Annotated in this window: 18 protein-coding genes; 2 read left to right on the top strand and 16 right to left on the bottom strand. The window is 70.7% G+C overall.

The features are described from left to right. Positions 1-158: 158 nt before the first annotated feature. Positions 159-827: a response regulator gene (locus ACIREI_RS05585; protein WP_403327645.1), complete on the bottom strand. Its 669-nt coding sequence runs from the start codon at positions 825-827 to the stop codon at positions 159-161. 15 nt (positions 828-842) lie between these two features. Continuing rightward, positions 843-2,588, bottom strand: coding sequence for a sensor histidine kinase (locus ACIREI_RS05580; RefSeq protein ID WP_403327643.1), 1,746 nt, complete (start codon positions 2,586-2,588; stop codon positions 843-845). Positions 2,589-2,723: 135 nt separating this feature from the next. Between ACIREI_RS05580 and ACIREI_RS05575 the strand changes: the two genes are divergently transcribed. Together ACIREI_RS05575 and ACIREI_RS05570 are read left to right on the top strand one after the other, a co-directional pair. After that, a complete protein-coding gene (locus ACIREI_RS05575) occupies positions 2,724-3,677 on the top strand; it encodes an ATP-binding cassette domain-containing protein (protein WP_403327641.1) in 954 nt (317 codons plus the stop codon). A gap of 6 nt (positions 3,678-3,683) precedes the next feature. Beyond that, complete coding sequence (locus ACIREI_RS05570; protein ID WP_403327639.1) at positions 3,684-4,481, top strand: ABC transporter permease; 798 nt, start codon at positions 3,684-3,686, stop codon at positions 4,479-4,481. A gap of 87 nt (positions 4,482-4,568) precedes the next feature. Here the strand turns inward: ACIREI_RS05570 and ACIREI_RS05565 are convergent, their stop codons facing one another. The 14 genes from ACIREI_RS05565 to ACIREI_RS05500 all read right to left on the bottom strand — a co-directional run bounded on the left by ACIREI_RS05565 (position 4,569) and on the right by ACIREI_RS05500 (position 19,190). After that, entirely contained in the window at positions 4,569-5,324 is a 756-nt protein-coding gene (locus ACIREI_RS05565; RefSeq protein ID WP_403327637.1) for a hypothetical protein, read from the bottom strand. A gap of 24 nt (positions 5,325-5,348) precedes the next feature. After that, positions 5,349-5,864 (bottom strand): hypothetical protein, encoded by a 516-nt coding sequence (locus tag ACIREI_RS05560; protein ID WP_403327635.1) that lies wholly within the window; start codon positions 5,862-5,864, stop codon positions 5,349-5,351. Next, entirely contained in the window at positions 5,837-7,120 is a 1,284-nt protein-coding gene (locus ACIREI_RS05555; RefSeq protein ID WP_403327633.1) for an MCE family protein, read from the bottom strand. Before ACIREI_RS05555 ends, ACIREI_RS05560 begins: the two co-directional genes overlap by 28 nt. Further along, positions 7,117-8,406 (bottom strand): MCE family protein, encoded by a 1,290-nt coding sequence (locus ACIREI_RS05550; protein WP_403327631.1) that lies wholly within the window; start codon positions 8,404-8,406, stop codon positions 7,117-7,119. The genes ACIREI_RS05555 and ACIREI_RS05550 overlap by 4 nt, the downstream gene beginning before the upstream one ends. Next, on the bottom strand, positions 8,403-9,539 hold the full coding sequence (locus ACIREI_RS05545; protein WP_403327629.1) for an MCE family protein: 1,137 nt from the start codon (positions 9,537-9,539) through the stop codon (positions 8,403-8,405). Before ACIREI_RS05545 ends, ACIREI_RS05550 begins: the two co-directional genes overlap by 4 nt. Further along, on the bottom strand, positions 9,536-10,627 hold the full coding sequence (locus ACIREI_RS05540; RefSeq protein ID WP_403327627.1) for an MCE family protein: 1,092 nt from the start codon (positions 10,625-10,627) through the stop codon (positions 9,536-9,538). Before ACIREI_RS05540 ends, ACIREI_RS05545 begins: the two co-directional genes overlap by 4 nt. Next, positions 10,624-11,685, bottom strand: coding sequence for an MCE family protein (locus ACIREI_RS05535; RefSeq protein ID WP_403327625.1), 1,062 nt, complete (start codon positions 11,683-11,685; stop codon positions 10,624-10,626). The genes ACIREI_RS05540 and ACIREI_RS05535 overlap by 4 nt, the downstream gene beginning before the upstream one ends. Beyond that, positions 11,682-12,932, bottom strand: a complete 1,251-nt coding sequence (locus ACIREI_RS05530; protein ID WP_403327623.1) for an MCE family protein — start codon at positions 12,930-12,932, stop codon at positions 11,682-11,684. Before ACIREI_RS05530 ends, ACIREI_RS05535 begins: the two co-directional genes overlap by 4 nt. Positions 12,933-12,940: 8 nt before the next feature. After that, a complete protein-coding gene (locus ACIREI_RS05525) occupies positions 12,941-13,765 on the bottom strand; it encodes an MlaE family ABC transporter permease (protein ID WP_403327621.1) in 825 nt (274 codons plus the stop codon). A 3-nt stretch (positions 13,766-13,768) separates the two neighbouring features. After that, positions 13,769-14,539 carry an ABC transporter permease gene (locus ACIREI_RS05520; protein ID WP_302001183.1) on the bottom strand — a complete coding sequence of 257 codons (771 nt, stop codon included), beginning with the start codon at positions 14,537-14,539 and terminating at the stop codon, positions 13,769-13,771. Further along, positions 14,536-15,486: an ABC transporter ATP-binding protein gene (locus tag ACIREI_RS05515; RefSeq protein WP_403327619.1), complete on the bottom strand. Its 951-nt coding sequence runs from the start codon at positions 15,484-15,486 to the stop codon at positions 14,536-14,538. The genes ACIREI_RS05520 and ACIREI_RS05515 overlap by 4 nt, the downstream gene beginning before the upstream one ends. A gap of 442 nt (positions 15,487-15,928) precedes the next feature. Further along, positions 15,929-16,984, bottom strand: coding sequence for a sigma-70 family RNA polymerase sigma factor (locus ACIREI_RS05510; protein WP_403327617.1), 1,056 nt, complete (start codon positions 16,982-16,984; stop codon positions 15,929-15,931). Positions 16,985-17,038: 54 nt separating this feature from the next. Then, positions 17,039-18,061: a lytic transglycosylase domain-containing protein gene (locus ACIREI_RS05505; protein ID WP_403328053.1), complete on the bottom strand. Its 1,023-nt coding sequence runs from the start codon at positions 18,059-18,061 to the stop codon at positions 17,039-17,041. Between the two features lie 142 nt (positions 18,062-18,203). Beyond that, on the bottom strand, positions 18,204-19,190 hold the full coding sequence (locus ACIREI_RS05500; RefSeq protein WP_403327615.1) for a hypothetical protein: 987 nt from the start codon (positions 19,188-19,190) through the stop codon (positions 18,204-18,206). Positions 19,191-19,433: the final 243 nt, after the last annotated feature.

Raw genomic sequence — 19,433 nt, 5'->3', positions numbered from 1 at the left:
GGAGTGGGGTTCATCGGCAGACTGGGCATCCAGCCTGATCCGTCGGAAGCGGCGTAACCGCTGAGGAATTCGATGCGACCAGGGCGCCATCTCGCGTGACCTGTCTCAGGACACAGGCAGAACGTGACCTGGGACGTCTTCGTCCATGAAGGCAGGGCCTAGTCGCCGAGACCGACATCCTTCACCAGCCCCGCCTCATAGGCGATGATCGCCGCCTGCACCCGATTGCGCACCTCCAACTGCTGGAAGATCGCGCTCACATACGTCTTGATCGTGCCCTCGACCAGGTGCAGCCGCTGGGCGATCTCCGCGTTCGACAGGCCGGCGCCCAGCATTCCCAGGACCTCCTGCTCACGCTTGGTCAGCAGGGTCGTGCGCTCGACCGAGATCTCCGCGCGGGGCGACGGGGTCCTGCGTAGTTCGGTCATCAGCCGGCGTGCCACCAGCGGGGAGAGGCAGGAGCCCCCGGCCGCCACGGCACGTACCCCGGAGATCAGGTCCCGCGGGTCGGACGCTTTGAGCAGGAACCCGGCTACTCCCTGGTCCAGGGCACGCTCGATGTACTTGTCCTCGCCGAAGGTGGTGAGGATGACCACGCCGGTGTCGGGGTTGGTGGTCCGCAGTTCGCCCGCGGCGGTCAGGCCGTCCAGCTCCGGCATCCGGATGTCGAGCAACGCCACATCGGGGCGGTGTTTGCGGGCCAGTTCGACCGCCTCACGCCCGTCGGACGCCTCGGCGACCACCTCGATGTCCGGCTCGGTGGTGAGGATGGCGCGAACCCCGGCCCTGACTATGGCCTCGTCGTCGGCGAGCAATACGCGAATCATCCGGTCCTTCCCTGGTCAGAGCGTGTCCTTGGCCACCAGGACATCATCCTGGAAGCACAGCCGGTACATCGTGTCGGTGAAGTGGAGAGGGCTCGCCCCGGCTCGGTAGTACTCGCACGTGGCACCCTGCGGAACAAGTGGCTCCGTGACGACCGGTGGCGGCTTCCTGATCCGCCGTGACGGGAGCGCCGACTCCAGCTCCGCGCGCGTCTCACCGACCCGTATGCGCGCGTAGTCCTCGGGGGAGATGGACGTGGTCGCCGAGGTGAAGACGTAAAGGCTCACGAGGAGCGCCACGATGGCCGCGCCGAGCAGTGCCGGGATCAGCGCGGCCCGCCGGGCGTCGCGCCGCAGCCGGGCCCTGGTCCGCAGCAGCGCGGCCCTCGACGCGCTCCACCTCGGCGCGAGAGGTGCGGGAGACATGGGAGATATGGGAGACGTGGGAGACGCGGGAGACGCGGAGACGGTTCGGCCGGGCACCGCTTCCGTGTCGCCCGTACCGGAGAGTTCGCCGTCGGCCACGTCGGACCGCGGGCGGCTGGTGTCGAGGTCGGGCTCCGCGGCCGCCCGCGACGGCGCCGACGCGGTGTGCGGCAGCCGTGCGTACACCTCGAAGCCGCCCGCCCGCGGGCCCGTGCGCAGGGTGCCGCCCGCGAGGCGGACGCGCTCGTCCAGGCCGATCAGTCCGGATCCGCTGCCCGTCGCGGGAGCACTCTCGCCGTGCTCCGGCCGCGCGTTGACGACCGACACGACGGTCTCGCGCCTGCCGTGGGTCACCCGCACCGTGATCGCGGCACCCGGCGCGTGCTTGGCCGCGTTCGTCAGGGACTCCTGCACCACGCGGTACGCCGCGAGGTCGGACAGCAGAGGCGGCCCCTCCGCACTCGGGGGTGTGCCCTCCTCATGGAAGTCCACCGGCGGGGCCGACTGCTCGAAGCGGCGCACGAGTTGGGCGATCGATTCGTGGGTGGGGGTCAGCGACGGCGTGGGGTCCTCCCGCAGCAGCCCGATCACCTCGTGCAGACGCTCCGTGGCCATGGTGCACCGCTCCCGCAACTGGCCCACGGAATCACGATGTTGCTCGGAGAGGCCGGGGGCCAGTTCGAGACCGCCGGCGAGCAGGGCCATCACGCTCAGTTCGTGCCCCAGGGAGTCGTGGATGTCCTGCGCGATCCTGGCGCGCTCCTTGAGCCTGGCCTGCTCGGCGATGTAGCGCTGTTTCCACTCCAGTTGCTCGGCGTGCTCCCAGCCGGCGTGCGCCAGCGCGGTGCGCTGACTCCACCAGTTGCCCGCCCACCAGGGCAGGAGGCCGGCGGCGAACTCGGTCATCAGCAGGCTCAGCCAGTCCTTGGTGTCGGCCAGGGCACTGACCATGAGGAGTCCGGCCACCGCGACACAGAGGAACACCAGGTGCGCGGGCCAGAGCCGGGTCAGTCTGCGGCCCGCCAGGAAGCTCAGCACCGCGGCCGCGATCGCCGGCCACAGGCTCGCGCCGAACCAGGGGTAGAAGAGCGCGAGGAGCGCGGCGAGCAGCAGCGACAGCAGCGGCGCCGTGCGCCGCACCACGACCGCGGCCGTGATGGTCCCACAGGCGGCCGCCCAACTGGCCGTCGTCGCCGCGAGCCCTTCCGTGTCGAAGGCGGAGGGCGCGAGGAGCACGAGGAGCAGCACCAGATCGCCGCGCCTGGCGAAGGGCCGCTCGGAGCCAAGGGCCCGTAGTAGTGGGCCGGTTCGTCGGCGCACGGCCTGCCATCGCTGCATTCCAGCACGCTACAAGAGCCACTACGGCCTCCGGACCTGTCGAAAGTCGAGTGTGGTCGTTGCCGTTCGCCAGATGTTCCGGACCGGTCGGCTCCCTAGCGTTGTGGACGTGACTTGGGAAGGAGCCACCAGACGATGATCACTTTGGACCGACTGACCAAGCGGTACGGCGACAAGACGGCCGTCTCGGACCTCTCGTTCGAGATCAATCCGGGGAAGGTCACGGGCTTCCTCGGCCCGAACGGCGCGGGCAAGTCGACCACCATGCGGATGATCGTCGGTCTTGACGCGCCGACGTCGGGACGGGCACTGGTGGGAGGCAAGCGGTACGAGGAACTACGGCACCCCCTGCGCGAGGTGGGCGCGCTGCTCGACGCCCGCGCCGGCCACCCCGGCCGGTCGGCCCACCACCACCTGCTCGGCCTGGCCCGCAGCAACGGAATCCCAGCCTCCAGGGTCGGCGAGGTCCTGGAGACCGTCGGCCTCACCGAGGTGGCGAAGAAGCGCATCGGCTCCTTCTCCCTCGGCATGGGCCAGCGGCTCGGCATCGCCGGGGCGCTCCTCGGCGATCCCAAGGTGCTGCTCTTCGACGAGCCGGTCAACGGCCTCGACCCGGACGGAGTGCGCTGGGTGCGGGAGTTGATGCGGTCCCTGGCGGCGGAGGGCCGGACGGTCTTCGTCTCCAGCCACCTGATGAGCGAGATGCAGGAGACCGCCGACCACCTGCTGGTCATCGGCCGCGGAAAGATCATCGCCGACGCCCCCATCGAGGAGGTCATCGCGGGCAGCTCGCTCACCGCCGTCCGGGTCCGGACTCCGCAGCCCGACGTGCTCAGGCGGGAACTGCTGCAGTTCGGGATGAGGGTGGAACAGGACGCGACCTTGGAGCCCGAGGAACTCCTCGTCGTCGGCGGCACCCTGGAGGAGATCGGCGACCTGGCCTTCGACCATCGTGTCCCCATCCATGAGCTGAGCATGCGCAAGGCCAGCTTGGAACAGGCGTACATGGAACTCACCGCCGCCAGCGTGGAGTACGGCTCGCCCACGCTCTCCCAGGTCACCCATGCTCCTGATCACCAGAAGGCGTAACTGGAAATGACGACAACAACAACCGCCCCCAAGCTCGTAGGCCCCGTCAAAGGCGGCGGATTCAAGGGCGCCGTGGCGTTCGAGTGGACGAAGTTCCGGAGTGTCCGGGCCACCTGGTGGAACCTCGCCGTCGGCCTGCTGCTCACCGTGGGCTTCGCCGCGATGGTCGGCGCGTCGGCCGACGCCAGCGCGACGAAGGGCGTCGACGTCACCATGCCCGCGCCGCACCACGCGTCGCAGGCCTTTCTGATCTCCCAGTTGACCGTGGTGGTGCTCGCCACCCTCGCGCTCACCAGCGAGTACTCCAGCGGTTCCATCCGCACCACGCTGCAGAGCGTCCCCGTCCGCGGTCGGATGCTCCGGTCCAAGACGCTGGTCGTCATGGCGGTCGTGGTCGCCGCGGGCTTCGTCTTCAGCGTGCTGGGGACTCTGGTCGCCGCGCCCCTGATGGGGGACCACGGCGACTACACCGGCGGCCAGTTGCTGGGCACCGCGCTCGGCGCCGGCGTGTACCTCTCCCTCCTCGCGGTCATGGCCATCGGCCTCGGCACCGTCCTGCGCAGCGCCGCCGGCACCATCACGACCCTCATCATGGTGCTGCTCGCGCTGCCCCAGCTGATGGGCGTCGTCGGCGCCAAGTGGCTGGAGACCGCGTCCGACTACATGCCGAGCGTCGCCGGCACCGTACTGCTGACCCAGGACAGCGACCCCTACGGCGGTGGAACCGCGTTGCTGGTCCTGCTGCTGTGGGCGCTCGCCGCGTACCTGGCCGGCTCCGCCGTCCTGCGCCGACGCGACGCCTGAGCGGTTCGGCAGCGTCCCGCAGGGGCGTGACAGCGGCCCCCGCCCGCCGGTGCGCGCCAGTTCTGCTCGTACCTGGCGCGGCCCACGTCAGAGAGCGTCGACCGCGCTCACCTTCCACCCGTCCGCCGTGCGCGTCATCGTCATCCGCACCCGGTTCAGATCCAACCGGGGCCCCGACACCTGCGTGCTCTCGGTGACCTGATTGACGAAGAGCAGCACCACGACCTTGTCCGCGGAGGCCGAGACGACGGAGGCCGCCGCCGGGGCTCCATCGGTCGCGGGGGCGGCGACCGTCGCCTTCACCACGCCCCGGTACTTCTCGGCCGTCGGGCCGACCACCGTCTTGGTGGTCTTCCCGTACTCCTCGCGGAAGGCACCGGTCAGATGGGCGCGGGCCTTCGCGAAGTCCTTGTCCAGGTGGCGGTAGTCGTACGACAGGACGACCGGCGCCGCCTTCCGGGCGGCCGCGAGCGCCTCGGCCCGGGCGCTCTCCGACTGCCGCGCGTCCCCGTACTGCCGGCCCAGTACGGCGACCGCGATCAGCCCGGCCACGAGGAGGACGCCGAGCACCACGGTGAGCAGCCGACGCCTACGGGGCCGGCCCCCGTCCTCCGGTGCCGCGTCCCGCTCCGCGTCCTCCTCGAACGACTCCGGCGACGGCTCGGGCGGGTCCTGCCAGCCGTCCTTCGGGGCCTCGACGAGTAGCGTGCGTCCGGCGACAGCGGTCTCCGGGGCCGGCTCCCGGTGGCCGCGCTCCGCCCGCTTGGCCGCCGCGCGGGCCGCCGCGGTCATGGCGCGCCGGGTGGGGGAGACGGGGGCGCGGCCCGTCGTCGTCTTCGTCATGGTCGTACTCCTCACTCGTGCCGGTCAGCCGACGAACTCGACGTCGGACGTCAGCCAGCGGCCGTCCCGGTGCACCAGGTCCAGCTGGAGCCGGTAGGTGCGCGCCTCGCCCCGGGGGGCCGCCGTGTTGGTCACCTTGCTGTCGGCGACCACCAGGACGCGGGCCGCTTTCTCGTCGGAGCGGACGATGCCGGCCTCCAGGACCTGGCCCTCGGAGACGGACTTGTTCGCCGCCACCAGCTGCGTCAGCTGCTCCGTCTGCGCCGCGAACTGCTTCTTGAAGTCGCCGGTCGCGCCTGCCAGGACGTTCGCGCTGTCGCGGTCGTAGTGCCGGTAGTCGAGCGAAGTGAAGTTCAGCGCCGACTGGCGGGCCGCGGACAGGATGTCCTGGCGGCGCTGGTCCGCCTCGCGTTGTTCGAACAAGCCCAGGGTCAGCCAGATCGTCAGTGCTGTGGTGAGGACCGTCGCCACGATCAGTCCCACCGCCATCGCCCTGGAGCCGATCACGCTCCTCATGCCATCGGGCCAACGAGCAGCCATTGCCACGACTCCTTTCCGAACACGGCCCGCTGGCCGCCCGTCGAGCCGATCTCGACGTTCCTTCCGTCCGGGCCGGTGGTGGTGCCGGTCTCCGGGTCGTACGGGGTGACGTATGCCGCCTGGTTCGCGCCGCTGCCGGAGGCCGACGCGCCGGGGGCGTTCTGGGCGCCCCGCACCGAGGACTCGCTGCCCCGCGGCAACGTGCAGCGAGCCCCCGTGTTCGCCTCGCGCGTGCTCGTGTCCGCCGGGTCGCGGCGCGCCGTGCCGTAGCCCTGGGTGCAGGACGGCGGGTCGTCGGCGTTCAGCACCATGCCGAAGTGCGTGGTGCCGTCGCCCGGGACGACCGTGTAGCTGCCCGCCACCATCACCGGGAAGGTGACCAACGCCTGCTCCACGCCGGGCAGCCGGGCCAGCGTCACCTGGCCGCCGCTGATCAGGTTGGCCAGCAGCACCGACAGCTCCGGGTCGAGCGACCTCAGCAGCGAGTTCACCTCCTGCGCCGCCGGCCTCGCGTTGCCGATCAGCTTGCGCAGGTCACCGTCGCTCTTCTTCAACTGGGCCGAAAGCAACGCCAGATCACGCGCGAACGACTTGATCGACGACCCCTGGTCCGCCTGTGTCTTCAGGACCGTCTTCGAGTCCTCGATCAGTGCGATCGTCTCGGGCAGCGCGTCCGACGCCGACTCGACCAGCTCGTTGCCCGAGTCCACCAGGCGGCTCAGGTTCGGGCCGGTGCCGGCGAACGCCTCGCCCAACTCGTCCACGGTGACCCGCAGATCCTCCTTGCCGACCGAGTTCACCAGCCGGTCCAGGCTGAGGACCAGTTCCGTCGTCGGCAGCGGTACGCGGGTGTTGCGGCGCGCGATGCTGCTGCCGTCGAGCAGGTACGGGCCGTCGGACGTGCGGGGTTGCAGGTCGACGTACTGCTCGCCCACCGCCGAGCGGTTCGCGACCACGGCAAGGGTGTCCGCCGGGATGCGCGGCGCCCCGTCCTTGATGTCCAGGGTGACCGACACGCCGCCGGACCCGGAGCCCGTCAGGTGCAGCGCGCCCACCTTCCCCACCGGCACCCCGCGATACGTCACCTCGGCGCCGGGGAAGACGCCCCCGGAGTCGGTGAAGTCGGCGCGCACGGTGTAGCCGCGGTCCAGGATTTCGTCGACCAGGCCGGTGTATTCCGCCCCTACGTACGACACGCCTACGGCGGTGATGGTGGCGAAGGCCAGCAGTTGGACCTTGACCGTACGGGTGATCACGGCTGGACCCCCTTCAGCATCAGCTCGGCGAGTTCGAGGTTGATCCCCTCGGGCCAGTCGCCCCCGGCCGCATAGGCGGCCGTGCACACCGGCGGGCAGAGCAGGTCACCGCCGCCTCCGGACGGGGCCGAGGGCGACGACGGCGCGCTCGGGCCGTTCGGGAGCGCTGTGGGCGTCGGCACGCCCGGCAGTTCCGGCAGATCCGGTACGTCCGGCAGGTCGGGGGTCTCGGGAAGCTCGGGCCCCTGGGTCTCCCCGTCGCCGCCGCGGCCGTCGCCCGGCTCGTCCGTCAAGTTGCCGTAGATCCCGGCCAGGTCGAGGTCCGCGGTGATGTGGAGGTTGACGTAGTCGCCCTTGATGGCGTCCACCGCGTTGCGCGGGAAGGGGTAAGTCGTCAGCAGTTCAAGGGAGTTGGGCAGGTCGTCACCCGCCTTGTTGAGCTGCTGCAGGATCGGGCGGAGCTGCTTGAGGTTGGCGACCGTGTCGTCGTGCGAGGCGTTGATCACCTTGGTGCCGGTCTGGCCCAGTTTCGACAGGGCCGTGAGCATCCTCGTCAGGTCGCGCCGCTGGTCGGCCAGGACCTTGAGCGCCGGGGGCATCTCCTCCACCGCGTCGGCGATGGTCTCCTTCTCCTTGCCGAGGCGTTTGGCGAGGCGGTCCACGGCCTTCAGGGCCCGGACGATGTCCTGCTTCTGCTTGTCCAGGCCACCCAGGAACGTGTCCAGCTCCTTCAGCAGCGACTTGACCCGGTTCTCCCGTCCCTCCAGCGCCTTGTTCAGCTCCACGGTGATCGTCTTGAGCTGGGCCACACCGCCGCCGTTGAGCAGGGCGGACAGGGCCGACAGCACCTCCTCGATCTCCGGGTTGCGGCCGCTGCGGGACAGGGGAATCACGTCTCCTTCGGCGAGACGGCCCACCGGCGCCGTGCCCGTCGGCTTCGACAGCGCCACGTACTTCTCGCCGAGCATGCTGGTCTGCCGTAGCTCGGCGATCGCGTTCGCCGGCAGCTTCACCGAGTCGGCGACCCGCAGGTGCACGCGCGCGTGCCAGCCGTCCAGCTCGACCTTCTCGACCGCGCCGACCGTCACGTTGTTGACCTTCACCGCCGACTGCGGCACGAGGTCCAGTACGTCACGGAACTCGACGGTGACGTGGTAGGCGTTCCCGTCCGATGCCGCGCCGCCCGGCAGCTGGACGTCGTACCAGCCGTTGAACTCACAGCCGGACAGCACCATGCAGCCGACGGCGGCCCATGCGGCCGCGCCGCGCTTGCGCAGCATGCTCATGCGCTCGCCCCCAGGATTCCGCCGAGCGTCCGGTCGACCGTGCCCGTGACCGCCGCGCCGCCGCCATGCGGCACCTCCGGCAGGGAGTCGAACAACTTCCTCAGCTCGCCGCAGTCCGGGTTCTCGCCGCCCTCGTCACCCGTCGTCCTCAGCAGGGAGCACAGCAGCGACGCCGGATCCTGCGCCTGGTCGGCGTTGTTGCGGGTGTCGAGGGTGCCGGCCGCCGGGTTGTAGGCGTTGTTCAGGTTCGACATGCCGGCCGGGGCCACCTCCAACAGCTCCTCCAGCGCGGCCCGTTGGGTCACCAGCACCTTGGTCACCTTGCTGAGACCCTCCACGTTCGAGGTCAGCGACTTCTTGTTGTTCTTCACGAAGGCCGACACATCACCCAGCGCCGTCCCGAGGTTCTTCAGCGCCGCCGCCAAGTCCTCGCGCTCGCCCGCCAGTTGACCGGCCACCTTCGCAAGGCTGGTGTTGAACGACCGCACGCTCTTGTCGTCGGCCGCCAGCGCCGCCGTGAAGACCTGGAGGTTGCGGATCGTGCCGAACAGGTCCGTGCGGCCGTCGGACAGGGTGGTGACCGCCGCCGCGAGGTCCTCGACCGACTGGTTGAGGTTCTTGCCCTGGCCGTCCAGGTTGTCCGCGCTCACTCCGAGCAGCCGGGACAGGGAGCCGTCCTTGTTGGCGCCGTCCGGGCCGAGCGCCTCGGCCGTGGTGTGCAGGCTGTCGAAGACACGGTCGAGTTCGACCGGTACGGCCGTACGTGACTCGGGGATCTCGTCCCCGCTCCGCAGCACCGGTCCGCTGCCCCGGTACACCGGCAGCAGCTGGACGTAACGGTCGCTGACCACCGAGGAGTTGATGATGGCGGCCTGTGCGTCCGCCGGGACCTTGCGGCCGGCGTCGTACTCCAGCTCCACCCGCACCCGGCCGCCCTCCGGCGTGATCTCCTTGACCTCGCCGATCCGGACGCCCAGCACGCGCACGTCCGAGCCCGGGTAGATGCCGACCGTGCGCGGGAAGTACGCCGTGACGCGGACCGGCTCGGGGCGGGGCCACAGTACGTAGGTGAGCGCGGCGACCAGGACCAGCGCGGTCAGCAGGGCCGCGCGCTTCTTCCAACGGCTGCTCACTGTGCACCTCCCGTCCGCGTCCGCGGCACGACCGGAGCCGCGACCAGGTTCTGGACGTAGGAGTCGAACCAGCGGCCGTTGCCGAGGGTGTTGGTGAACAGCCGCGTATAAGGGGCGAGGAGCTTGATGCTCCGGTCCAGGCTGGATTGGTTCCGTTCGAGCATCGTCACCACGCGGTTCAGGCCCTTGAGTGCGGGCCCGATCTCCTTGTCGTTGTCCTGGACGAGGCCGGAGAGCTGGATGCCGAGGGCGGCGGAGCTCTTCAGCAGCTTGTGGATCGCCTCGCGTCGCTTGCTGATCTCCCGGAACAGCTTGTCGCCGTCCTTGACCAGGGTGGTGAAGTCCGACGATCGGTCGGCCAGTACGCCCGTGACGCCGTTGGCGTGATCGAGCAGCTCGCGCAGCGCCTTGTCGCGGGACGCGACCGTCCGGGAGATCTGCGACAGGCCCTTGATGGACGCCCGTACCTCTTCCGGCGAGTCCTCGAAGGTGGTGGAGATCGTGTCCAGGGCCTTCGCCACACGGTCGGTGTCGACCTCCTCGGTCGTGGTGGTGAGGTCGCTGAAGGCCTGGACGACGTCGTACGCCGGGACAGTGCGCCGGAGCGGGATCTCGCTGCCGGGCGCCAACTGGCCGCCGCCCTTGGGGTGCAGGGCCAGGTACTTCGCGCCGAGGACCGTCTTGACCCGGATCGACGCGCCGGTTCCGGTGCCGAAGCCCGGCTCGCCCTTGATCTTGAAGGTGACCTTGACGTGGTCGCCGTCCAGGTCGACGTCCTCCACCTTGCCGACCTTGACCCCGGCGATCCGCACCTCGTCACCGGGCTTGAGACCACCCGCCTCCGCGAACGCCGCGCTGTACGTCTCGCCGTCGCCGATCACCGGCAGGCGGTCGGCGTTGAACGCGGCCACCGTCAGCAGGGCGAGGACGGTGAGGCCGACGGCGCCGATGACGACGGGGTTGCGCTCACGGAAGGGGGAGAGGTGCGGGCGGCGGAACCGGAAGCGGGGGAGCCGTGGCAGCCGCAGGATCCTCGGCGGCTCGACCCGCACCTTGAACAGCGGCGCCGGGCGTGTCTTACGGCTCATGCCCCGCACCTCGCCCTCGCCACATGCAGATCGGGCGTGAGCACCTGCTGGGGCCCTGTCTTCGTCTTCGGCAGCACGATCCGGCCGTCGAAGTCGCAGAGGTAGAAGTTGAACCACGAGCCGTAGGACGCCGTCCCCGTCAGCTCGTTGAGCTTGTTCGGCAGCCGCTTCAGCACGCCCTCCACCGTCTTCTCGTTGTCGTTCAGCGTTCCGGTGAGCTCGGTCAGCTCGGCGATGTCGTCCTTCAACGGCGGCCGCGCGTCCTTCAGCAGACCTGAGGTGGCCTCCGTCAGGTCGCCGATGCTCACCAGCGACTGCCCGATGGGCTTGCGGTCGGCGGACAGCCCCGAGATGACCCGGCGCAGCTGCTTGAGCAGACCGGAGAACCGGGCGCCGCGTTTGTCCAGCGTCCCCAGCACGGTGTTGAGGTTGTCGATCACTGAGCCGATCAGCTGGTCGCGGCCGGCCAGCGTCGAGGTGAGCGACGCCGTGTGCACGAGCAGGCTGTTGACGGTGCCGCCCTCGCCCTGGAGCGTCTTGATGATCTCGGTGGCGAGCTGGTTGACGTCCTTCGGGCTGAGCGCGGCGAACAGCGGCTTGAAGCCGTTCAGCAGCGCGTTGAGGTCAAGAGCGGGCTGCGTGCGGGACAGCGGGATCGTCGCGCCGGGCCGCAGCAGCCGGGTGCCGTCGCCCGTGCCCTCGGTCAGCGCGACATACCGCTGGCCGACCAGGTTGCGGTACCGGATGACAGCGCCCGTGCTGGTGAGCAGCGGCCGGTCCCGGCTGACCGTGAAGGTGACCTCGGCCAGCGTCCGGTCCTTGATCCGGATGCCCTCGACCTCGCCGACCCGCACCCCGGCCACCCGGATGTCGTCGCCTTCCTCCAGGCCCGTGACGTCGCTGAAGACCGCGTGGTAGGTGTCCTTCGGGCTGAAGGAGATGTTCACGATCGTGGCCGCGAGCAGGGCCGTAGCCAGGACCGTCACCAGCGCGAAGAGGCTGAACTTGATCAGCGGGGCGGCGGTCTGCCGGGCGCCCTTGGCTTTCGTACGACTCATGCCACACTCACCGCCGTCCCGCGCGCCAGCGGCCCGAACAGCAGGGTCGCGACCGGCGGCACCTCGTCGGCGGGCACGCCCAGGGCCGGCGCCACGAGCGAGCCGACCGCCCGCTGCTCGGCCAGGGTGGCGGACACGCCGACCGGGCCGCCCGAGGACGAACTCGGCTTCTTGGAACCGTCGTTCAGGTGGACGCCCGGCGCCGGCACCTGAGGATGCGGCAGACCGTGGCAGTTCGGCCCCGACCGCTCGCCGTAACGCGGCTCCTCACCCGGCTCGTACGCCCCTTGCGGCCGTACGACCTCCAGCGTGATGTGCATCTTGCCGCCCCGGAACGCCTCCTCCGAGGCCTTCTCCTGCCGGACCAGACCGGCCAGCAGACACGGGTACTCGGGGGAGTAGCGGGCGAACAGCTCCAGCGTCGGCCGGGAGACCTGGCCGAGGGTGATGAGCCGGTCGCCGTTCTTGTCGAGGAAGTCCTCGGCCGTCCCGGCGACGGTCGCCGTGGTCTTCAGGGCGGCCGCCAGCCGGTCCTTCTGCTCGACGATCGTGCGGCTGGTGGTGACGGTGTTGCGCAGGATCTCCATCAGGTCGGGTGCCGCGTCGCCGTAGATCTCGGCGACCTCGGCGAAGCGCGCGATGTTCTCGGTGAGGGTGGGCAGATGGGGGTTGAGGCGGCGCAGGTAGTCCTCCAGGCGTGTGAGGTTGTCGCCGATCCGGTCGCCGCGGCCCTCCAGGGCGGTGGCGAAGGCGGAGAGGGTGGCGTTGAGCTTGCCGGGCTGGACCGTCCGGAGCAGGGGCATCAGGTCGTTCAGCAGCTGCTGCACCTCGATGCCGACGCGGGTGCGGTCCTGGGTGATGACGTCACCGGCGCGGATCGGGCGGGCGGACGAGGAGCCGGGGCCGGCGGGCGGCACCAGGTCGACGTACTTCTCGCCGAACAGCGTCTTGGGCAGCAGCCGCGCGTGCACGTCGGACGGGATGTGGGCGACGTGCTCCGGCTTCAGCGCGATGTCCAGCGTCGCCTTCGTCCCGTCGGCGTGCACCTCGCGCACCTCGCCGACCAGCAGTCCGCGCAGCTTGACGTCGGCCCGCGGATCGAGCTGGTTGCCGAGGCTGTCGGCCTCCAGGGTGATCCGCACGACCGGCGTGAACACCTGCCGGTAGACGGCCACCGACAACGACAGCAGCAGTGCGAGTACGGCCAGGAACACCACCCCGTACAACCGCAGCCTCAGAACCCTCATACGGCGGCTCACCCCGCGATCCTTACGGTCGTGCTGGCGCCCCAGATCGCGAGCGACAGGAAGAAGTCGAGGACGTTGATCGCCACGATCGAGGTCCGCACCGCACGGCCCACCGCCACGCCGACGCCCGCCGGGCCGCCGCTCGCGTAGTAGCCGTAGAAGCAGTGCACGAGGATGATCAGGACGGCGAAGACGAGCACCTTGCCGAAGGACCACAGCACGTCGACCGGTGGCAGGTACTGCTGGAAGTAGTGGTCGTAGGTGCCGGCGGACTGGCCGTAGTAGCCGGTGGTGATGGTGCGGGCGGCCAGGTACGAGGACAGCAGGCCGATCACGTACAGCGGGATCACCGCCACGAACCCGGCGATCATCCTCGTCGTCACCAGGAACGGCAGCGAGGGCACGCCCATGACTTCGAGGGCGTCGGTCTCCTCGCTGATCCGCATCGCGCCGAGCTGGGCCGTGAACCCGGCGCCGACGGTCGCGGAGAGCGCGAGTCCCGCCACCAGCGGGGCGATCTCGCGGGTGTTGAAGTACGCCGAGAGGAACGCCACGAAGTTGGACGTGCCGAGCTGGTTGAGGGCCGCGTAGCCCTGGAGGCCGACCTCGGTGCCGGTGAAGAAGGACAGGAAGGCGATCACGCCGACCGTGCCGCCCACGACGGCGAGCGCGCCGCGGCCGAAGCTCACCTCGGCGAGCAGCCGCAGGATCTCCTTCTTGTAGCGGCGCAGGGTGCGGCCGGTCCAGGCCAGCGAGCGGCCGTAGAAGGAGAGTTGGGTGCCCAGTGCCTCCAGGGACTTCAGCGGGCGGTCAATGAGTCGTTGAGGTCTCATCGGCTAACCCCTCTGGGGGACGACCTGGAAGTACACCGCGGTCATCACGAAGTTGGTCACGAACAGCAACATGAAGGTGATCACCACCGACTGGTTCACCGCGTCGCCCACACCCTTCGGGCCGCCCTTCGCGGTGAGCCCCTTGTACGAGGCGACGATCCCGGAGATCGCGCCGAACACGAGTGCCTTGACCTCGGCCGCCCACAGGTCGGACAGCTGGGCGAGCGTGGTGAAGGAGGCGAGGTAGGCGCCCGGAGTGCCGTTCTGCAGGACGACGTTGAAGAAATAGCCGCCCGCCACGCCGACCACCGACACCAGGCCGTTGAGCAGCACCGCCACCACCATCGACGCCAGCACGCGCGGCACGACCAGGCGATGGATCGGATCGATGCCGAGCACCTGCATCGCGTCGATCTCGTCCCGGATCTTCCGCGCCCCGAGGTCCGCGCAGATCGCCGTGCCGCCGGCGCCCGCGATGAGCAGCGCGGTGACGATCGGCGAGGCCTCACGCAGTACGGCGAGCACGGAGGCGGCGCCCGAGAAGGACTGGGCGCCGAGCTGCCGGGTCAGGCTGCCGATCTGGAGCGCGATGACCGCGCCGAAGGGGATGGACACGAGCGCCGTCGGCAGGATGGTGACGCTCGCGACGAACCACGCCTGCTGGATGAACTCCCTGGCCTGGAACGGCCGTCGGGGAATCGTCCGGACGACGTCCAGCGCCATCGCGAACAGGTTCCCCGACTGCCGCAGGGCTCCGGTGGGCGACAGTCTCATACGTCCGCCACCACCTTCCGGTGCCTGAGCTCCGCCTCCCGCCGGGCGATCGCCTCCCAGCGGGGCGGTCGGGTGATGCCCGGCCCCGGCAGCAGGCGGGGAGTCAGAGCCTGGCTGCCGGGAGACTGTGGGTCCTTGCCGTCGTCGCCGAGAGCGGCGAGCTCCTGCTCGACCTGGGCGGCGTCCTTCTCCTCCGCCATCCCGATCGGTCCCTGCATCCGGCCGTTCAGGAACTGCCGTACGACCGGTTCGTCGCTGGTCAGCAGCTCCTCGCGGGGCCCGAACATCACCAGCTCGCGGCGGAACAGCAGCCCGATGTTGTCCGGGACCTGGCGGGCGGAGGCGATGTCGTGCGTGACGATCAGGAAGGTCGCGTCGATCTGGGCGTTGAGGTCGACGATGAGCTGGTTGAGGTAGGCGACGCGGACCGGGTCGAGGCCGGAGTCCGGTTCGTCGAAGAGGATGATCTCCGGGTCGAGGACGAGCGCCCGGGCCAGCCCGGCCCGCTTGCGCATCCCCCCGGAGATCTCGCCGGGGAGCTTCTCCTCGGCGCCGATCAGCCCGACCATGTCCATCTTCTCCAGCACGATGCGCCGGATGTCGCTCTCGGACTTACGGGTGTGCTCGCGCAGCGGGAAGGCGATGTTGTCGTACAGGTTCATCGAGCCGAACAGCGCGCCGTCCTGGAACAGCACCCCGAAGAGCTTGCGTACCTCGTACAGGTCGTGCTCGCGGAGCTTGGTGATGTCCCGGCCCTGGATCGTGATCGACCCGCGCTCCGGCTTCAGCAGTCCGACGAGCGTCTTGAGGAACACCGACTTGCCCGTGCCCGAGGGGCCGAGCATGACCGAGACCTCCCCGGCGGGCAGCGTCAGCGAGACGTCCTGCCAGATGACCTGGTGACCGAAGGACTTGGTCAGCCCTTCCACACAGATCTCGACACCCATCCGGTTCACCCTTCAGCCGTGGAGCAGCTCCGACATCTGCTCTACGGGGAGGGGGCCGGCGTCCGTCGTTTCCGTGGCGGATTTTTTTCGGCCGGGTTTCGGGGTGGGGGATTTGGGACGGCTTACGGTCGTGTGTCCGCGGCTACGGCAGTGAGCTCGCTGTCGGAGTGGGGAGCGGGGAGGACGACGGTGCGGGGGAGGAGATGCCCGGAATCGCCGCCACGGACGCTGTGTCTGCTGTGTCTGCTATGTCCGCGCGTCCGTAGCATCCGTAGCGTCCGTCGTGTCCCTCGTGTCCGTCGTATCCGTCGTATCCGTCGGAACGACGGAGGGGCCTGCGGGACCTTTTCGGCGCGGAGAGTATCGGCAGCCGTCGCCGAGGTGGCTTTCGAGCGGGTTACCGGGCGGGGTCTGGGGAGGGGTTACGGTCGCCTGGTCGGGGCTATGGCGGTGCGTCAGCCGTCGGCACGTTGAGCGAGTCGGACGGTACGGCGGCGGAGGCGTCGGGGAGCGTCGGGAGGGCCGCGTCCGTCGGAACGGCGGAGGGGGTGCCCGGCAGGTCGGGGACGGCGGGCAGCTCCGGAACGTCCGGCACCTCGGGGACCTGCGGGACCTCCGGCGCGGAGAGCACCGGCAGCGGGGACACCGACACCTCCGGGACCTGCGGCACTGACGGCACGGACAGCGGCAGGAACGATTCCCCCGACGGCGACCCGGTCGCCTTCCGCTCGGCCCCCGTGGCCGTGGGACGGTTCCCCTCAGCCGTACGGCCGCCATCGCCGCTGTCCGGCCGCAGCGTCTCCGCGTCCGGCGAGGCGACGGCGGGCCGAGGGGCCGTACCGTCTCCACGGTCGCTCCCGTCGAGGGCGTACGGCAGCACGAGCCCGGCCATCGCCAAGGTCGCCGCCGTCGAGGCCACCGCCATGGCCGGGGCCTTGCCGGCCGGCCTCGGCCGCCCCCACCCGATCAGGAACAACGCGCACCCGAGCGTGGCCGCCAGCGACTGCCGCAGCGTCCGCCGCGCCCGGGCCAGCAGCGACTCGACGGTCCGGTAGCTGAGCCCCATCTTCACGGCGACCTGCCCGACGTCGAGGTCCTCCGACTTCAGCCGCAGCGCCTCGGCCTGCCGTGCGGGCAGCTCACCACTGCGCACGGCCAGCCACTTCGCCTCGGCCCGGTCGCACACCGCCTCCTCGACGGGCACGGGGCCGGGGGTGATGAGCGTCGGGCTGGTGTGCACCACGGCCTCACGGTTGACCTGCCGGTAGCGGTCGACGCACAGCCGCATCGTCACCGTCGTCAGCCATGCGGCGAGCCGCTCGTCGTCCAGGTCGGGGCGTTCGGCGGCGCGCAGCATCGCCTCGTGCACCGCGTCCTCGGCGTCCTCCGCACTCATCGACCTGCGCCGGGCCACCTTGAGCAACTGCTCGCGGTGGCCCCACATGCGCTGCCAACGCTCGTCGGCCGCGTCCATCTCCGCAGGCATGTCCGTCGCCATGAGGGCCCCTTCGCGCTCACTCACCGGACTCGTACCGTCCGGCGGGGCGCGACATTACCGCCGAGTATCGCCGGTTGTGGAGGGGGCGGCGGTCATCGAGTCCGCGCTGTTACTGGTCAGTGGGCCGTCGCCGGCCGACAGATCGTCGTCGGGGAGGCCGATGTCCGGGACGGGGAGGGGAAGTTGCGGCGCCTGCGTCTCGTCGGGGTCGGCGGCCGGGCGGGAGGGGGTGGGAGTCGGCGAGGCGGGGGCCGGCGATGTGGGGGACGGGGTGGCGGTCGGGCGCCGGGGGGTGGGTGCCGGTGAGGAATCGTCGTCCGGCTTCCCGGGGGACCGTGACGGCTCGGGGCGGGCCGGGGCGCCGGTGGAGCCGTCCGGCACCACCAGGTGCCCGTCCAGGAAGTACGCGTACCAGGCCCTGACCGTGCGCAGATACGCCGTCGAGTGGTTGTAGCCGAGGATCGCCCGGTCCAGCTCGGCGGGGACGGACAGGTCCCGTCCGCCCGCGCACAGGTAGCGGCCGGCGGCGAGCGCCGCGTCGAAGACGTTGTTCGGGTCGGCGTGCCCGTCGCCGTTGCCGTCCGCTCCCCACCGGGCCCAGGTCGACGGGATGAACTGCATCGGCCCGACCGCCCGGTCGTACGCCGTGTCCCCGTCGTGCGCCCCGCCGTCGGTGTCCCGGATCAGCGCGAACGCCACGCCGTCCAGCCGCGGGCCGAGGATCGGCGCCACGGTCGTACCGTCCGACGTCACCCGGCCGCCCCGCGCCTGCCCCGACTCCACCTGCCCGATCGCCGCCAGCAACTGCCACCGCAGGCGACAGCCGGGTGCCTCGCGCGAGAGCCGCTCCTCGGCTCGCCGGTAGGCGGCGAACACGCTCGCGGGCAGCGCGGCGGCCGTCCGCGCGGCCGCCTCGTCGCGGGCGGACCTTCCGGTCCGCAGCGGCGGCAGCTCCGTGCGGTACGGGGTGTCGCCGGAGACGCTCGGCCCGTGCTCGGCGGGTGGCTGCCTCGGTACCGGCGCCGAGGCCCGCGCCGGGATCGCCCCCGGTGCCTGTGAGGCGGTCAGCGCCACCATCGCCGCCAGTGCGGCCGCCGTACCTCTGGCGGCTCTGACTCCGTGCCCTGCCACGGTCTGTTCCCCTCCCTGCAGACGGCTGTCTGTCGTCTGCTCTACGCACCGGGAAGGGCGATCCGTCGCGGGTTTTCCGGACGTGCCGCTAGGGCGGTCTGCGTACGCCGCTCAGCGCCTCCTCCGCCCGCTGGTCGACGATGTGAGTGACCAGGTGCTGGGCCGCCCCGAAGACGACCGACCAGCCGAGGATCTGCGCGGAGCTGTCGAGGTCGCTCAGGCCCGGTACGAAGGCCCCTTTGATGAGCAGGATTCCGGCGACGGCGGACAGCGCGCCCACGGGGAACTTCAGCACGGCCGTGGCGAGCGGCAGGCGGAACTTGTACTGCGTGGCCTGGTTCACATGGAGGTGGTGCACCGCCGCGACCACCGTCAGGGCCGCTCCGATGAGCCCCGCGAACTCCACGGTCAGGACGTCCAGGCTGTTGGAGAACCTGCCGGTGACGACATCGGTGGGGGCGGGAGCCTCGGCCGCCGGAGGCAGGCCCTCGGGGGGCACCTCCTTCTCGCCGGTGGGGCAGACGACCCGGTTCCCGGGCGGCTGGGGGCGGAAGCACAGATCCAGGGACTCCTTGTCCCAGTAGCCCCACAACGCCAGCGCTACCAGGCCCAGCGTCGCCGCCCCCGTGACGATCCAGAGGAGGTCGGCCAGCACGCGCACCCGCCGGTACTTGCCGCCGAGGGCAGCGTGGGCGAAGCCGAGGGCCCGGACCAGGGCGCTCCGCTCCTGGTCGGTGAGTGGCTCGTCGCCGGCTTCCGTCTTCTCGGCGATCTCCTCGACCGCCTGCCGCTGGGGACTGTCCTCCGGCAGGTGCCGGCGCACGATGCCCAGGACTTCGGGGGTTCGCGCACGGACCTCGTCGTCGGAGGCGAGGGAGAGCAGATCGGCCTCGGCGGCGCGGATGTTCGACCAGGCGCGTTCGAGGGTGCCGGATCTGGGCCGGAACCGCGAGGCGTTCAGGCAGGCTTCCTCGGCTTGCTGGAGATGCCCTTTCACCCCGTCGAGCACGGCCTGCCGTCGCCCGTCGGCGTCGTCCACGGCACGGCGTTCCTCTTTCGCGAGCTGAGTCCTCATCCGTGCGATCGCCGTCAGCGGAAGCTCGCGCCAGGCCCCGAGATTGCCCCGGCCGCCGGAGCGATGAGGCGGGCGCGCCATGGAGAACCGCCGGGCCTTCCCCGTGTCCCACATCCCGTCCGCCCTCCCTGACCTCCCTCGTGCACTTCCAGTACGGCACGACCGCTCCCCGCCGACCAGGCAAGTTGCTCCCCACGGGTGACAGCGCCGACCCGAGACCGCAGGCCCCCGGCCCATCACCGT

The organism is Streptomyces sp. NPDC093591, assembly GCF_044764885.1.
Lineage (GTDB): Bacteria > Actinomycetota > Actinomycetes > Streptomycetales > Streptomycetaceae > Streptomyces.
The sequence above is the reverse complement of the archived record's forward strand: the minus strand, read 5'-3'. Positions and strand labels throughout refer to the sequence as shown.

Bases quoted from the DNA above. Each gene is read 5' to 3' on its own strand.
- ACIREI_RS05505 (WP_403328053.1), bottom strand. From the start codon at position 18,061: ATGGTGGCGCTGACCGCCTCACAGGCACCGGGGGCGATCCCGGCGCGG.
- ACIREI_RS05570 (WP_403327639.1), top strand. From the start codon at position 3,684: ATGACGACAACAACAACCGCCCCCAAGCTCGTAGGCCCCGTCAAAGGC.
- ACIREI_RS05510 (WP_403327617.1), bottom strand. From the start codon at position 16,984: ATGGCGACGGACATGCCTGCGGAGATGGACGCGGCCGACGAGCGTTGG.
- ACIREI_RS05560 (WP_403327635.1), bottom strand. From the start codon at position 5,864: ATGGCTGCTCGTTGGCCCGATGGCATGAGGAGCGTGATCGGCTCCAGG.
- ACIREI_RS05585 (WP_403327645.1), bottom strand. From the start codon at position 827: ATGATTCGCGTATTGCTCGCCGACGACGAGGCCATAGTCAGGGCCGGG.
- ACIREI_RS05550 (WP_403327631.1), bottom strand. From the start codon at position 8,406: ATGAGCATGCTGCGCAAGCGCGGCGCGGCCGCATGGGCCGCCGTCGGC.
- ACIREI_RS05500 (WP_403327615.1), bottom strand. From the start codon at position 19,190: ATGAGGACTCAGCTCGCGAAAGAGGAACGCCGTGCCGTGGACGACGCC.
- ACIREI_RS05530 (WP_403327623.1), bottom strand. From the start codon at position 12,932: ATGAGGGTTCTGAGGCTGCGGTTGTACGGGGTGGTGTTCCTGGCCGTA.
- ACIREI_RS05580 (WP_403327643.1), bottom strand. From the start codon at position 2,588: ATGCAGCGATGGCAGGCCGTGCGCCGACGAACCGGCCCACTACTACGG.
- ACIREI_RS05540 (WP_403327627.1), bottom strand. From the start codon at position 10,627: ATGAGCCGTAAGACACGCCCGGCGCCGCTGTTCAAGGTGCGGGTCGAG.
- ACIREI_RS05515 (WP_403327619.1), bottom strand. From the start codon at position 15,486: ATGGGTGTCGAGATCTGTGTGGAAGGGCTGACCAAGTCCTTCGGTCAC.
- ACIREI_RS05535 (WP_403327625.1), bottom strand. From the start codon at position 11,685: ATGAGTCGTACGAAAGCCAAGGGCGCCCGGCAGACCGCCGCCCCGCTG.
- ACIREI_RS05525 (WP_403327621.1), bottom strand. From the start codon at position 13,765: ATGAGACCTCAACGACTCATTGACCGCCCGCTGAAGTCCCTGGAGGCA.
- ACIREI_RS05575 (WP_403327641.1), top strand. From the start codon at position 2,724: ATGATCACTTTGGACCGACTGACCAAGCGGTACGGCGACAAGACGGCC.
- ACIREI_RS05565 (WP_403327637.1), bottom strand. From the start codon at position 5,324: ATGACGAAGACGACGACGGGCCGCGCCCCCGTCTCCCCCACCCGGCGC.
- ACIREI_RS05520 (WP_302001183.1), bottom strand. From the start codon at position 14,539: ATGAGACTGTCGCCCACCGGAGCCCTGCGGCAGTCGGGGAACCTGTTC.